The sequence below is a fragment of the Nocardioides perillae genome (assembly GCF_013409425.1).
GTDB classification, from domain to species: Bacteria; Actinomycetota; Actinomycetes; order Propionibacteriales; family Nocardioidaceae; genus Nocardioides; species Nocardioides perillae.
Window position 1 is genome coordinate 722117 of the sequence record NZ_JACCAC010000001.1, and the last position, 13868, is coordinate 735984.

The window sequence follows — 13868 nt, forward strand, 5'->3', positions numbered from 1 at the left end:
CGTGGGCGAGGCGGGCGTGCCCGCACCTGCAGGGGTCGCCGCTCCCACGAGTCCCGCCGTCGTCCACGCCGCTACCTCTGCTGCCTCCTCGCCGGTCCCCATGCTCGGCGCCGAGGGTAGCGCTCGTGACCCCGGCACGCTCCGCCCGTTCACCGCAGCGCCCCGACCCGACGGGCCCACGCCACCAGCGCGGCGTACGTCTCGTTGGGCTGTCCCTGCCGGTCGAGCAGCGTCCAGGACGGCTCGTTGAAGCGGGTGGGGTGGAAGTAGTACCAGGACAGCGCGCTCACGTAGGAGTAGCAGGTGGCGGCGCGGAAGGCCTCCTCGAGGTAGACCGCGCGGTCGGCGTCGGACACCGGGCCGAACTCGCGCCACGGCTGGGTGCTGTAGCCGAACTCGCCGATGTAGAGCGGCTTGTCGGCGTCGCCGCGCTGCTCCATCAGGTCGTGGAGGTCGACGATGCCGAGGAAGTTCTGGCTGAACTCGCCGAAGGGCTCGCGCTCGTAGGTCCAGCGCGCGAGCTCGGTGCTGGGCGAGCGGTCGCCCGAGAACGGGTGCACCCCGACCTGGTCGAAGAGCACCTCGTCCTCGCCGTAGAGCTCGTCGCGGGCGTCGTAGACCGCGCGCAGGAAGCCGATGTCGTTGTTGCTCAGCCCGCCGGAGACGATCGAGATGCTCGGGTCGACCTCCTTGACGGCGGCGTAGCTGGCCTCGAGCAGCCGCGCGAAGGCGACGGGGTCGGGCCCGGTGGGCCAGAAGTCGTACTCGTTGGGCTCGTTCCAGATCTCGAGGTAGTCGACCCGGCCCTGCACGTGGACGGTGAGGTCGTGGACGAAGCGAGTCCACCGGCGCAGCTCGGTGTCGGTGAGCGGGGGGTGCCAGAAGTCGGTGTCGGTCGGCGAGCTGGTCTCCTCCACCGCCCACTGCGGCATCGTCGAGACCTGCAGGCGCACGCGCAGTCCGGCGGCGTTGGCCGCGTCGATGACGCGGTCGAGGAGGGTCCAGTCGTAAGGCCGGTCGGGGTCGGGCTCGATGGTGCGCCAGGACGCGGCGGTCGAGATGACCGCCGCGCCGGCGGCCTCGGCGCGGGCCACGAGCCGGCGGATCTCGGGCGCGGTGAGCTCGGGGTAGGTGACCGTCGACCCGAGCTCCTCGCCCTGGCCGACACCGCCCGCGGCCTGCACGCCGAGGTCGATGAGGGGACCGGGGCGCGAGCGCGACGGCTCGCAGGCCACCACCGGACCGACCGCGGGCTCGGCGTCCTCGAGGGAGCGGATGACCGACAGCCCGACTACGGCCAAGGCGAGGCAGAGCAGGCCCGGCAGCAGCAGGAGCAGGACGCGGCGGGTCACCGGTCGGCCCTCCCCTCGACGTCGCGGTCGGTGCCGGCGCGGCTCGCGCGTCGGTGGCGGCCGGCTGCGTCGGTCGTGCCGGTCGTCCCGGCGGGCACGGTGGCGGGGGACGGTGAGGCGACCGCGGCGTCCTGCGCGCGGTCGGTGGGGTCGCCGCGCAGCAGCTCCTTGCGACGCAGGAAGGGCTGCTCGACGACGTGGTAGGAGAGCGCTGCGGCGCCGAGGGACAGCCCGAGCGCGACCGGGGCGGCGGCGAGCTTCTCGACGGTGGTCTCGATGCCGGCCTGGTCGGCCATGACCTCGAAGACGACGCGGTGCCACAGGTAGAGCGGGTAGGAGATCAGCCCGACGTAGACCACCGGCCGCAGCGTCGCCAGGGCGAGCAGGGCTCGGTGGGCCGGGCCGCCCTCGTCGTCGCCGGGGAGCACGAGCCGGGTGATGACCGCGGCCGACGCGAGGGCGACGAGGAGGTAGTTGGTGTCGTAGGGCAGGGCGTGGTGCAGGGACACCACCGCGGTCTCGACCAGCAGGAGCAGCACGCCGGCGACGGCGGCGGCGGTGAGCAGGCCCTGGTGGCGCAGCAACCGCTCGCGCAGCGCGGGCAGCGCGAGGGCCAGCGCGCTCCCGACCAGCAGGCCGTCGGTCTGGGTGTCCACGCCCATGCCCACGTGGGCGGCCAGACCCTGGCTGCTCAACCAGGCGCGCCACGACACCACGACGGCGGCCATCGCGAGCACGGCCGCGACGCGCGCCCGGGTGGAGCGCAGCAGCCGCAGGAGCACGGCGAGCAGCAGCGGCCAGACCAGGTAGTACTGCTCCTCCACGCCGAGCGACCAGGTCTGGCCGAGCAGGCCGTAGTCCTCGGTCTCGGCGCCCCGGCCGAGCAGGAAGTTCGTCGTGTAGGTGATCGAGGTCAGCGCCTGCAGCAGCTGGAAGCGCCGCTCCTCGCCTTCCAGCGCGACCAGGGCGTAGGCGGTGACGAAGCCGACGACCACCACCAGCGCGGGGAAGAGCCGCAGCACGCGGCGCAGGTAGAACCGGCGCACCCCTCCGGGGGTCAGTGCACCGGGCCGCACCAGCAGCCCGGTGATGAGGAAGCCGGAGAGCACGAAGAACACGGTCACGCCGAGGCTGCCGCCGGCCATCAGCGGCACGCCGGCGTGGAGGCCGACGACGAGCGCGACGGCGAGCGCGCGCAGCCCGTCGAGCGCGGGCACCCGCACCGGGGCGTCGGCCTCTGTCGGGGGGCGACGGTCGGGTGGCAGCGCACCGGGCTGGACGCTGGGATGGGGGGTGCTCATCGGGCTTCCTCGGTCAGGGGTCGGCCGGGAGCGGCCGCGGTCGGTGCAGTGGGTGCAGTCGGGGTGGGCGGGCCGAGCGGGGCGCGCAGGATGCCGTGGACGACCGGAGCGGCGCCGTAGGCCTGGACGCCGAGGGCGAGCAGCCAGCCGACGCACAGCCCGGGGGCGCCGGCGACGGCGGCCCCGGCCGCCGCGCCGGAGACCTCGAGCAGGACCCCGCCCCCGGCCAGGCCGGCGGCAGAGGTGACCCGTCCCTGCACGCGCCAGAGGGCGACGACGTGGTCCTTGAGGACCATCCACAGCCCGGCGGGCACGAGCAGCGCGAGGAGCCGCGAGGACTCCTCGGCGTAGCCGGGGCCGAAGACCCCCAGGACGTACGGCGCGGCCAGCGCGGCCGCCGCGCCGAGCACCGCGCTGATCGCCAGCCCGCCCGGCAGGGTGCGGCGGGCGCGTCGGCAGAAGTCGTCGAGGGGCTCGTGCACGCTCGCGGCGAAGAGCGCGGTGGCGAGCATGTAGGGCGGGACGAAGACGAAGGTCGCGACGAGCCACGCGATCGCGAAGCGGGCGTTGGCCTCGGGCGCGAGCACGGCGGCGGCGACGACCGGCATGAGGAGCGGCCCGGCCGACAGCGACAGGTCGAGCGCGTGCTGGCGCAGCGCGCCGCCCGCGTGGCGGGCGGAGTGGGCGAGCACGCCGGGCTCGCTGCCGCGGCCGTCGACCGACCCGCGCGGGAAGAGCCGGCGCCACACCAGCACCGACGAGAGGGCCAGCGGCAGCGCCCAGCAGAGCAGCAGCGCGCCGCTGCCGGTGAGGCCGACTGCCAGCAGCGCGACCCCGAGCGGGAAGCGGAGACCCGAGGCGACCAGGTTGCGCAGCACCTGCAGCGACGAGCGCTGGGCACCGAGCACCGCCTGGTCGAGCAGCAGGCCGACAGCGGTCGCGGCGGTGCCGGCGACGAAGACCGCGACGGCGACGGGCCCGCCGAAGAGCTGGTGCACGGTCGCGCCGTCGAGGGCCGGGACCAGCTCGACCGCGCCGACGAAGAGCGCACCGGCCAGGAGCCCGGCCACCGTGACCACGGTGGTGCCGGCACGCAGCAGGCTGCGCCGGCCGGCCGCGCCGAGGGGCGGCAGCTCCGCGATGAGGTGCGTGCCGACGCCGAGCACGGCGACCTTGCCGAGCAGTGCCTGCGCGGCGACGCCGGCCGAGACCAGGCCGACGGTCGCGGCGGGCACGCCGCGGGCGGCGACGACCCAGAAGAGGAAGCCGAGCGCCGTGCCGACGAGCTGTGCGGCGACGAGGGAGGTGAAGGGGCGCAGCACGACGCCGAGGTCGACCGCGCCGATCCTGCTGGGGCGGGCGGAGGTGGTCACGGCGGCGCCGTCCTGGCGCAGCAGGGCCCGGGTCGCGTTCACGGGGTCACCCCCGGGGGCGGCGGCAGCACCGGGGCGGTGGCGAGCAGGCCTTCCCACGCGCCGAGCGCGGCGACGAGGCAGGCGGCCGAGAAGACCGCGGCGACGGCCAGGGGCAGCAGCAGGGCGGCGCCGCGCGGGAGCACGCGGGCCGGGGCCGCCGGCCGCTGCCGGACCGCGACGATCGCGACCGCGCCGAGCACGGCCAGGGCCGCCGTGCCGACCCAGGGGGCGTAGCCGAGAGCGGTCGCGACGGCGCCCACCACCATGAGGGCGGGCAGCGCCACGGCGAGCGCGACCTGGCCGCGCAGGCGCAGCAGCGCGTCGAGGCGCGGCAGGCGGCGCCGGCGCAGTGCGACCGCCAGGCCGGCGAGGAGCTCGAGGAGGAGCACGACCGAGGCGAGGTGCACCGTGCCGGGCAGCAGCGCCGAGGGCCGGTCGACCCAGGTGCTCTCCGCGCCGCGCAGGCCCCGCACGTCGTAGACCCGCAGCGGGCCCTCGTCGAGGACGGTGTCGACACCCTCGGCGTCGGCGAACTTGGTCAGCTGGGCCGCCGAGACCGTCGAGACGCCCCAGTCGTCGGAGCCCTCGAAGAGCGCGCCAGAGCGCGACAGCTCGTCGGCCAGGCGCAGGTCGACGGCCACGAAGTCGACCTCGTAGCGCTGGATCAGCCCCGCCGTGGTGGCGTCGACCGTCGGGGCGGTGAAGAGCGGGGTGACGTTGAAGCGCCCGCCCACGCCCGTGGCGGCGTCGACGTCGGCGTAGGTCGGGATGGTCCGGCTGAGCGTGAGGTCGGCCGCCACGACCGAGCCGGGCGGGGCGTAGCGGTCGAACCAGCGGGCGAGCGCCACGGTGCTCTCGTCGATCGAGCGCTGCTCGGCCGCGGGCTCGTAGGGGCCGGGCACGCGCGACCAGTCGGGGCCGCCGCCCAGGATCGTGCCGCCCATCACCAGCACGACGCCCGTCGCCGCGACCAGGGCCGAGGGCACGCGGTCGAGGTGGCGCACCACCCACGCCGCGACGACGAGCGCCATCGCCATGGCGATGAAGGAGATCGCCCGCTCGCCGATGTCGGAGGCGGTCGGGGAGAAGCGGGCGAGCAGCGTCGCGGGGTAGGCGCAGGCGAGGGCCAGCGGGAGGAAGCGGGCGAGGGAGCGGCCCAGGGTGCGCCCGCGCAGTGCCCACCACGCGGCAGGGGCGAGGAGCGCGCACCACAGCAGCATCGAGCCGAACATGGTGCCCCGCTCCCACAGCGGCGTGGCGTAGCCGGACTTGTCGGCGAAGAGCTGACGGCCGGTGTCCTCGCCGCCGGCGAGGCCCGCGACCTCCTCGACCGCGGAGCCGAAGACGGGGCCGAGGTAGCCCGCGAGCAGCGGCGCGACGAGGGCGCTCCACGCCAGCGCGACCAGGGTGGTGGCGGCCGCGACCGTCGCGACGAGGCGGGCGGCGCGGGGGTCGCTCGGGCGGCGGCCGTAGAGGTGCAGGAGCGCCCACGCCCACAGCGCGGCGACGACGAGCCAGCTGGTGAGGTGGTGGGTCACGACGAGCGCCGCGCCGGCGACGAGGGCGCCGGCCAGCGGCACCCGCGGCCAGCGCGCGTCGGCGTCGACCGCGCGGAGGGTGAGCCAGATCGCGAGCACCCCCAGCGGGAGGGCGACCGTCTGGTAGGAGAACTGCGCGTTGAAGAACCAGAACTGCGAGCTCGCGCCGTAGAGCAGCACCGCGACCGCTCCGGCGCGTGTCGACCCGGTCAGCCGCTCGACGACGAGCAGGACGGCCACGACGAGGGCGAGGCGGGCCACCACCACGGTCAGCAGCTGGCAGACGACCAGCGGCAGCCCGGTCAGCCAGTGCACCCCGCCGGCGGCGAGCTCGAGACCGGGGTAGTGGGGGCTGACCGGCAGCATCGGGTTGGGGTCGAAGAAACCCGCGCCCTCGACCATCCGCAGCAGCGTGCCGACGTGGAGCGTCTCGTCGAAGCGGGTGGCCATCAGCGGGTTCGACAGCCACCAGGAGAGGAGCATCGTCAGCCCGAAGGCGATCGAGCCGAGCAGGGCGGTACGACGGTCGAGGCGGCGCGTCAGCAACCACGCGAAGGGCGCGATCAGCAGCGCGTGGCCGACGTAGAAGAAGGTGAGCGCGCGCACCTGCGGCTCGCCCCGCCAGCCGGTGCGGTAGCCCCACGCCTCGAGCAGCAGGCCGACGCCGGCGACCAGGCAGACGAGCAGCAGCAGGCGGGTGCCGCCGGTGGGCGTGCCGGCCTCGCCCGCCGCCGGCGCGGCGTCGGGGGCGGCCCCCGTCGCGGTGCGCGGGCGGGTGGGGAGGCCGAGCAGGGTCATCGTGCGAGCACCTCCGCGTAGACCTCGGCGAGCTCGGCGACGCTGCTCTCCCAGTCGGGGAGCAGAGCGGGGTCGGGCTGCAGCGGGTCGTCGAGCTGCGCGAGCACGGCGGCGGCGACGTCGTCGGGGGTGGCGTCCGGCTCGACCGCGCGGGCCCAGCCGTCCTCGGCCAGCTCGGCGAGGCCGGAGGTGCGCAGGACGACGGCGGGGCGGCCGACGGCGAGGGCCTCCATCACGGCGACCGGGTGCGCCTCGTAGTCGCTGAGCAGCACCACGACACCGGCGCCGGCGAGGGCGGCGGCCATCGCGTCGCGGTCGACCGGGGGCACGAAGCGCACCTCGACGCGGTCGGCGACGCCGAGGCGGGCAGCGAGCGCGTGCAGCTCGGGCTCGTAGGGCCCGGAGCCCAGGATCAGCAGCCGGGCGCCCGGACGCGTCCGCAGCAGCACCGGCAGCGCCTCGATCGCGCGGTGGTGGCCCTTGAAGCGCTCCAGCCGGCCGGTGCTGACGACGAGGTCGGGGTCGGGCACGACGCCGGCGGGCGCCGGCGGCAGCGTGCCGCCGTTGCGCACGACCCGCACCGTGCCGGGGGCCAGGCCGGCGGCCTGCTCGAAGAGCCGCGCCTCGTGGCGCGAGACGCCGACGAGGGCCGCGGCGCGGCGCAGCAGCGGGGCGAGCAGCCGCCACTGCAGGCTGCGCGCGCGGGTGCGCAGGGCGCTGGAGCTGCCGCCGGTGTGGAAGGTGACGACGTACGGCGTGCGGCGCAGCCAGGCGACCAGCATCGCCAGCGGGGGCACGAGGGTGTGGATGCCCTGCACGTGCACCAGGTCGGCCCGCGAGCGGGCGAGGGCGGCGGCGAGGCCGGGGGAGAGGTACCAGTCGCGGCTGGCCGGGAAGGCGCGGAAGCGGCGGGTGCGCAGCCGGGCCGCGGGCCGCGGCGGGTCGCCCGCTCGGACAGCGGTGGCGACGGTGCGCTCCTCGCGGCGCGGCAGCGCGCGGCTGCGGTCGGTGGTGAGCACCTCGACGTCCCAGCCGTCGCGGACCAGGCGCGTCGAGACCTCCTCGACGTGGGTCTCGACGCCGCCGATCTCGGGGACGCAGCGAGCGGTCGCGACCACGACCCGGCCGGTGCGGGCCGGGGTGCTCGAGGTCGGTTGCGACGGCCGCACCGAGGACCCCGCAGCCGTGCGGCTGCGGGGTGCGGACGCCGTCGTCACGCCGCCTGGCCCTGGCGCACCCGCGACCCGCGCCGCGCGGCGGCCCGGCGCCGGCGCGCGGTGCTGCGGCGCTCGGCGTACATCGTCTTGAGGACCCGCAGGCCGTCCTTGACGGCGTGGAGGTTGCTCTCGCCCCAGATGCGGGGCAGCTCGACGCTGGGCACCTCGGTGATGGCGAGCCCCTCGGCGGCGACGCGGCAGTTGAGGAGGGTCTCGATCTCGAAGCCGTCGCCCCACAGCATGGCGCCGTCGGCCGGGGCCGGCGTGGTGGTGTCGGGCAGGTCGAGGACCGGCAGGATGTCGGCCCAGAAGGCGTTGTAGCCGTAGCAGAGGTCGGTGTACTTCGTGCCGAACAGCGCGTTGGCCTGGCCGTTGAGGAACTTGTTGCCGAGCGAGCGGACCGTGGTGATGTCGCTGGAGCCGCCGCCGGGCATGAAGCGGCTGCCCTTCGCGAAGTCGGCCCCGTCGAGCAGCGCCTGCACGAACCGGGGGATCTCCTCGGGGTCGGCCGAGCCGTCGGCGTCGAACATCACCACGACGTCGCCGGTGACCTGCTCGAAGCCGCAGGCCAGGGCGTTGCCCTTGCCGCGGCGGGTCTGGTGCACCACGCGGATGCCGGGGAGCACGCGCTGGGCGACCTCCACGGTGTCGTCGACCGAGCCGCCGTCGACCAGGATCACCTCGTGCGCCTCGGGCAGGCGGGGCAGCACCTCGGCGAGGTTGCGGGCCTCGTTCATCGCCGGGACCACGATCGAGACCCGGGGTCCGTCGTCGCCCGTGCGTCGGGCCGGTGCCCCGTCGCGGTGGTGCGTCGCGTGGGAGGCGACCCACGCGGTGGGGGCTTCGCGGGAATCCGCGTTGGTCTTCATGGGCAGGGGATCTCCGTCGTCGGCCCGAGATGGCGGTCGCTGGCGGGTGCTCAGCCGACTGGTCTAGTCGTCTGGTCCACCATGTTCTCTCCGAGAACAGCGTTCGCAAACGTCTGGACCGGGCCGGATCCGGTCAGGACCGGACCCGGACCCCGGGAGGTGACGGGGGTCACCGGACGGGGCTGCGCGAGCAGTCCCGTACTCGATCGTCAGAGCCGCAACCACCCGAGGTCGACCGCCCGGGCTGCCAGCTCGAAGCGGCTGGTGGCGCCGGCACGGCGCTGGAGGTCGGCGATCATGCGCCGCACCGTGCGCGGCGAGACCTGCAGGGCGCGCGCCGAGCTCTCGTCGGTGTGGCCGTCGAGCAGCAGCCGCAGCAGCTCCAGGTCGGCCGGAGGTGGCCGGTCGCCGTCGCGGGCGCCGGCACGCTCGCCGGGCGCGAGCAGGTCGACGGACTGCCGCCAGACGAGGTCGAAGAGCGCGACCAGGGCGGCCACCACGCCGGGGCTCGTGAGCACCACGGCGCCCTGGGTCGGGTCGTGGGGGTCGCGGGCGACGAGGGCGCGCTCCGCGTCGTAGACCACCATGCGCACCGGCAGGCGGGGCGCGCTGCGGACCGTCGCGCCCGCCCGGGCGAAGGCGGCGAGGTAGGGGCGGATCTGCGGGTCGCCGGTGACCGAGTCGGGGTGGACGACGCGCACGTCGACGCCGCGGTCGAGCACACCGCCGTCCTCGTCGAGGCTGGCGGCGTAGACCTCGACGGGGTACTTCGCGGCGACGAAGGACCGGACGCTCCGGCGCACGCCCTGGTTGAGCTCCGACATCCGGGTGACCGTCTCGGCGCGCGTCGCGAGCACCTCGACCTGCTCGGTCCCGCGGCGGTCGCGCTCGCACCGGTAGTCTTCGGCGAAGGTGTCGGCCTGCTCGCGCATCGCCTGCAGCTCGGCGTGGCGGCGGGCGAGCTGCTGCTCCTCGCGGCGCAGGTAGGCCGACAGGGCGACCTCGGGGCTGCGGGGGCGGACGGCCTTGCCGTCGCCGCTCGCCTCGAGCGGGGTCACCAGGCCGACGTGGGCGAGCCGGTCGGTGGCGTCGCGGACCTGCAGCACGGTGAGACCCGTGGCCTCGGCGAGCGCCTCGTCGGGGTCCTCGGGTGCGAGCAGGCGCGCGCGGTAGACGGCAGCCGCCTCCCCGTCCAGCCCGAACCGCTCCAGCATCCCTCGCCCCGTGGTGTGCGGGACCCGGCCCCCCACGGGCCGGGTCTCGCCTCGGAGGCTAGGGAGCGAGGCTCAAGTCGACCCTCGGCTCCACCTCAAGACTCGCGTGGCAGGGTGTGCCGGTGCGCGTCGTCGTCCTCACCGGTGCCGGGATCTCGGCGGAGAGCGGTGTGCCCACCTTCCGCGACGCCGACGGCCTGTGGCACGGCCACCGCGTCGAGGACGTCGCCACCCCGGAGGCCTACGAGCGGCAGCCGACGCTCGTGCACCGCTTCTACGACGAGCGACGCCGCTCGCTGCGCGACGTCGGGCCCAACCCCGCGCACCGCGCGCTGGCCCGCCTCGAGGACGCGCTCGGCGCCGACCTCACGCTCGTCACCCAGAACATCGACGACCTGCACGAGCGCGGCGGCTCGCGGCGGGTCCTGCACATGCACGGCGAGCTGCGCTCGGCGCTGTGCCGCGCGTGCGGCGGGCGCACGCCGTGGGACGACGACCTCGTCGACCTGCCGCCCTGCCCCGGCTGCGGCGTCACCGAGCTGCGCCCCGACGTCGTCTGGTTCGGCGAGGTGCCCTACCTGATGGACCGGATCGAGGTGCGCCTCGCGACGGCGGAGCTGTTCGTCTCGGTCGGCACCTCCGGCGCGGTCTACCCGGCGGCCGGCTTCGTGCAGGTCGCCGCGGCGTACGGCGCGCGCACCCTCGAGCTGAACCTCGAGCCCAGCGAGGGCTCTGCGCTCTTCGACGAGGCACGCCACGGCCCGGCCTCGCTCCTCGTCCCCGCGTGGGTGGACGAGGTGCTCGGGGGCTGACGGGTGACGGCCAGCCCCCGTCGGAGTCACCGGTCAGCCGGTGAGTCCCTCACTTGTGCCCCGAGTTCTCGGCCCACAAGTGCAGGAGTCACCGGTCAGCCGGGGACTCCTGCAGCGGGCCGGAGACCCCCTCAGCGGGCCATCTCGGCGGCGAGCACCGCCTCGTAGTGCGCCCGGCGGTCGGCGAGGCCGAGGCGGGGCACCCACTCGCGGACGAACTGGGTGAACATCGCGCCGGCCTCGATGATGCGCGGGTCGAGGTGGCCGAAGACCTCGAGCGTGACCACGCCGTAGAGCTGGGTCCACGCCGACATGAAGACCCACAGGACGCCGCGCGCCGCCTCGGGCACGCGGTCGAGGTCGACCGGGGCGAGCGGGTCGCGCAGCGCCTCGGCGACGGCGGGCTCGAGGTCGGCGAGGTCGGGGTGGGCGAAGCCCTCGCGCTGCCACACGTCGAGGAGCAGGCCGTTCATGAAGTGCCCCGACGTCGCGGCGGTGAGCAGCTCGCGCCGCACGCACGCGCTGTCGGCGACCGGGTTGGCGAAGACCAGCGAGAACTCCCGCGGCTCGGCCAGCGCCCAGCGGCGGAAGGCGACCGCGGCGGCGACCAGGCGGGCGGCCGGGTCGTCGGCGGGGTGCCGCTCGGCCGCCTCGCGCAGCCGCTCGGTCGCGGCGCGGTCCACCTCAAAGGCGACCAGGTCGACCAGCTCCTGGTAGGACGCGACGTAGCGGTAGAGCGCCGGCGCCGTCATGCCCATCCGCGAGGCGACGGCGCGCAGCGACAGCTCCTGGCCGTCGGCGAGGAGCGCTCGGGAGACGGTGACGATCTCGGCGAAGGTCGCCTCGCGCTGCCGCTCGCGTCGGGTCCGCCCGGCACTGGGGGCAGGAGTGGGCGCGGAGGTGGAGGCAGGGGCCTGCGGCACGGTGCTCCTCGGGTCCGAGAGGGTCTTGACGGGCTGAGTTTACACCGTTTACCGTTCGATGGGTTAACACCCTTCACCGAGATGAAGGGGTGTCAGAGGAGGAACCGTGGTCGACCGCTGGGGTGGCTTCGTGGCCCGCCGGGCCCTGTCCGTGCTGCTCGCCGGCCTCGCGCTGGTGATGGCCGCCGGTGCCTACGGCGCCGGCGTCTTCGACTCGCTCAGCCAGGGGGGTTTCGACGACCCCGCCTCGGAGTCGGCCCGCGAGCTCGCCCGCGAGCGCGAGCTCTTCGGCAACCGCTCGGTCGACGTGGTCGCGGTCTACTCCGCGCCCGACGGCAGCGGCCTCGCCGCCGACGACCCCGCCTTCCGCGCCGAGGTGGAGCGGGTGGTCGACGAGGTCCCGGAGGGCACCGTCGCCCAGGTCGTCACGGCGTACGACGTGCCGGACGGCTCGCTCGTCAGCGACGACGGCCGTGCGGTGCAGGTGCTGGTCTCGCTCGCGGGGGAGAGCCAGGACGACTTCCTGCGCGCCTACGACGAGCTGGCGCCCGCGCTGGAGTCCGACCTGCTGCGCACCGACCTCGCCGGGGCCTTCGCGGTCTACTCCGACGTCAACGAGATCACCGCCGAGGACCTGGAGCGCGCGGAGCTGCTCAGCCTGCCGCTGGTGCTGCTGCTCGCCCTGCTCATCTTCCGCAGCCTGGTCGCGGCGCTGATGCCGGTGCTCGTCGGGCTGGTGGCGCTGCTCGGGGCGCTGGCCGTGGTGCGGCTGGTCGCGCAGGTCACCGAGGTCTCGGTCTTCTCCGTCAACGTCGTCTCGCTGCTGGGCATCGGCCTGGCCATCGACTACGCCCTCTTCGTGGTCAGCCGCTTCCGCGAGGAGCTGGCGACGCTCCGGGGCGACGCGGGCGGCCGGGCCCCCGGGCCGGACGCGGTCGCGGAGGCCGTGCACCGCACGATGGCGTCGGCGGGGCGCACCGTGCTCTTCTCGGGGCTCACCGTCGCCGCGGCGATGTCGAGCCTCCTCGTCTTCCCCCAGGCGTTCCTGCGCAGCATGGCCTACGGCGGCGCCGCGGCCGTGCTGGTCGCGATGCTGGCCGCGCTCACGGTGCTCCCCGCCGCGCTGCGGCTGCTGGGCCACCGCGTCGACGCGGGCCGGCTGCCGGCGCTGACCCGCCGCGGCCGGGGCGGTCGACGGGGGGCCGAGGCCGGCTCCCCGGCCACTGACGAGGGCGCGCGCTGGGCGGCCCTGGCCCGTGCCGTGATGCGGCGCCCCGTCGTCGTCGTCACGGTGACCGTGGCGGTGCTGCTCGCGGTGGCCTCCCCCTTCCTGGGCGCGCAGTGGGGCAGCGTCGACCACCGGGTGCTGCCGGCCGACGCGCCCGCGCACGTGGCCGCCGACCTCGTCGCGGCCGAGTTCGGCGGCGAGACCTCGAGTGCGTCGCTGCTGCTGGAGGGCGCGAGCGAGGCGGAGGTCGCGGCGTACGTCGAGGCGGTGCAGCGCGTCGACGGCGTCGTCGCGGTCACCCCGGTGGCGCAGGAGGCCGCCGCGGTGCTGCTCCGCGCGACGTGGGAGGGCGACAGCCAGTCCGAGCGCGCCCAGGGCATCGTCGCGGACCTGCGCGACGTCGACCCGGCCGGCGGCGAGGTGCTGGTCGGCGGCATCGCGGCCGACACCGTCGACCTGCTCGACTCGGTGGCCGACCGGCTGCCCTGGATGGGCCTGATCGTCGTCGTGGTCATGCTGGTGCTGCTCTTCGTCGCCTTCGGCTCGGTCGTGCTGCCGGTCAAGGCGGTGGTGATGAACCTCGTGTCCATCACGGCCAGCTTCGGCGTCGTCACCTGGATCTTCGGCGACGGCAACGGCGCCGACCTGCTGGGCTTCGAGCCGCAGGGCTTCCTGGACGCGACCAACCCGATCCTGATGCTCGCGATCCTCTTCGGCCTCTCGATGGACTACGAGGTCTTCCTGCTCTCCCGGGTGCGCGAGCAGTGGGACCGCAGCGCCGGCGACCCCACCCTCACCCCGGCGCAGCGCAACCGGCTGGCCGTCGTCACCGGCGTGCAGAAGACCGGCCGGATCATCACCAGCGCGGCCCTGCTGCTCGCCATCGTGATCGGCGCCTTCGCCACGAGCGGCATCGTCTTCATGAAGATGCTCGGCGTCGGCATGCTCGTCGCGCTGCTGCTCGACGCCACCGTGGTGCGGGCGCTGCTGGTGCCCGCGACCATGGCGCTGCTCGGGCGGTGGAACTGGTGGGCGCCGGGCCCGCTGGCGCGGTGGTGGGAGCGCCACGGCTTCCGCGAGGAGGGCCGCGCGCCGGGCCGGGCGACGGGGCCGGCGACGGGGCCGGCGACCGGCGGGGACGACCCCACGGGGACGCCCGAGCGGGTGGACGCCCTCGTCTGAGGGTTGCCACCCCCCTGCC

Annotated in this window: 10 protein-coding genes; 2 read left to right on the forward strand and 8 right to left on the reverse strand. The window is 75.5% G+C overall.

From position 1 onward, the window contains the following. Nucleotides 1-149: 149 nt before the first annotated feature. The 7 genes from BJ989_RS03415 to BJ989_RS03445 form a co-directional block, all read right to left on the reverse strand. Complete coding sequence (locus BJ989_RS03415; RefSeq protein ID WP_179517002.1) at nt 150-1352, reverse strand: GH39 family glycosyl hydrolase; 1203 nt, start codon at nt 1350-1352, stop codon at nt 150-152. After that, the gene (locus BJ989_RS03420; protein WP_179517003.1) at nt 1349-2653 is read right to left on the reverse strand and encodes an acyltransferase family protein; all 1305 of its coding nucleotides are present in this window, start codon (nt 2651-2653) and stop codon (nt 1349-1351) included. The genes BJ989_RS03415 and BJ989_RS03420 overlap by 4 nt, the downstream gene beginning before the upstream one ends. Next, nucleotides 2650-4068: a lipopolysaccharide biosynthesis protein gene (locus tag BJ989_RS03425; protein ID WP_179517004.1), complete on the reverse strand. Its 1419-nt coding sequence runs from the start codon at nt 4066-4068 to the stop codon at nt 2650-2652. The genes BJ989_RS03420 and BJ989_RS03425 overlap by 4 nt, the downstream gene beginning before the upstream one ends. Continuing rightward, nucleotides 4065-6404, reverse strand: a complete 2340-nt coding sequence (locus tag BJ989_RS03430; RefSeq protein WP_179517005.1) for a glycosyltransferase family 39 protein — start codon at nt 6402-6404, stop codon at nt 4065-4067. The genes BJ989_RS03425 and BJ989_RS03430 overlap by 4 nt, the downstream gene beginning before the upstream one ends. After that, complete coding sequence (locus BJ989_RS18590; protein WP_179517006.1) at nt 6401-7621, reverse strand: glycosyltransferase; 1221 nt, start codon at nt 7619-7621, stop codon at nt 6401-6403. Before BJ989_RS18590 ends, BJ989_RS03430 begins: the two co-directional genes overlap by 4 nt. Further along, nucleotides 7618-8490 carry a glycosyltransferase family 2 protein gene (locus BJ989_RS03440; RefSeq protein ID WP_179517007.1) on the reverse strand — a complete coding sequence of 291 codons (873 nt, stop codon included), beginning with the start codon at nt 8488-8490 and terminating at the stop codon, nt 7618-7620. The genes BJ989_RS18590 and BJ989_RS03440 overlap by 4 nt, the downstream gene beginning before the upstream one ends. A gap of 209 nt (nt 8491-8699) precedes the next feature. Beyond that, nucleotides 8700-9704, reverse strand: a complete 1005-nt coding sequence (locus BJ989_RS03445; RefSeq protein WP_179517008.1) for a hypothetical protein — start codon at nt 9702-9704, stop codon at nt 8700-8702. A 122-nt stretch (nt 9705-9826) separates the two neighbouring features. On the opposite strand from BJ989_RS03445, the gene BJ989_RS03450 reads away from it, so the two are divergent. Beyond that, nucleotides 9827-10516, forward strand: a complete 690-nt coding sequence (locus BJ989_RS03450) for an NAD-dependent deacylase (protein ID WP_343049061.1) — start codon at nt 9827-9829, stop codon at nt 10514-10516. A gap of 131 nt (nt 10517-10647) precedes the next feature. Here the strand turns inward: BJ989_RS03450 and BJ989_RS03455 are convergent, their stop codons facing one another. Beyond that, nucleotides 10648-11439: a WHG domain-containing protein gene (locus BJ989_RS03455; protein WP_179517010.1), complete on the reverse strand. Its 792-nt coding sequence runs from the start codon at nt 11437-11439 to the stop codon at nt 10648-10650. 106 nt (nt 11440-11545) lie between these two features. On the opposite strand from BJ989_RS03455, the gene BJ989_RS03460 reads away from it, so the two are divergent. After that, nucleotides 11546-13849 carry an MMPL family transporter gene (locus BJ989_RS03460; RefSeq protein WP_218848706.1) on the forward strand — a complete coding sequence of 768 codons (2304 nt, stop codon included), beginning with the start codon at nt 11546-11548 and terminating at the stop codon, nt 13847-13849. Nucleotides 13850-13868: the final 19 nt, after the last annotated feature.

Bases quoted from the DNA above. Each gene is read 5' to 3' on its own strand.
- BJ989_RS03420 (WP_179517003.1), bottom strand. From the start codon at position 2,653: ATGAGCACCCCCCATCCCAGCGTCCAGCCCGGTGCGCTGCCACCCGAC.
- BJ989_RS03430 (WP_179517005.1), bottom strand. From the start codon at position 6,404: ATGACCCTGCTCGGCCTCCCCACCCGCCCGCGCACCGCGACGGGGGCC.
- BJ989_RS03440 (WP_179517007.1), bottom strand. From the start codon at position 8,490: ATGAAGACCAACGCGGATTCCCGCGAAGCCCCCACCGCGTGGGTCGCC.
- BJ989_RS03445 (WP_179517008.1), bottom strand. From the start codon at position 9,704: ATGCTGGAGCGGTTCGGGCTGGACGGGGAGGCGGCTGCCGTCTACCGC.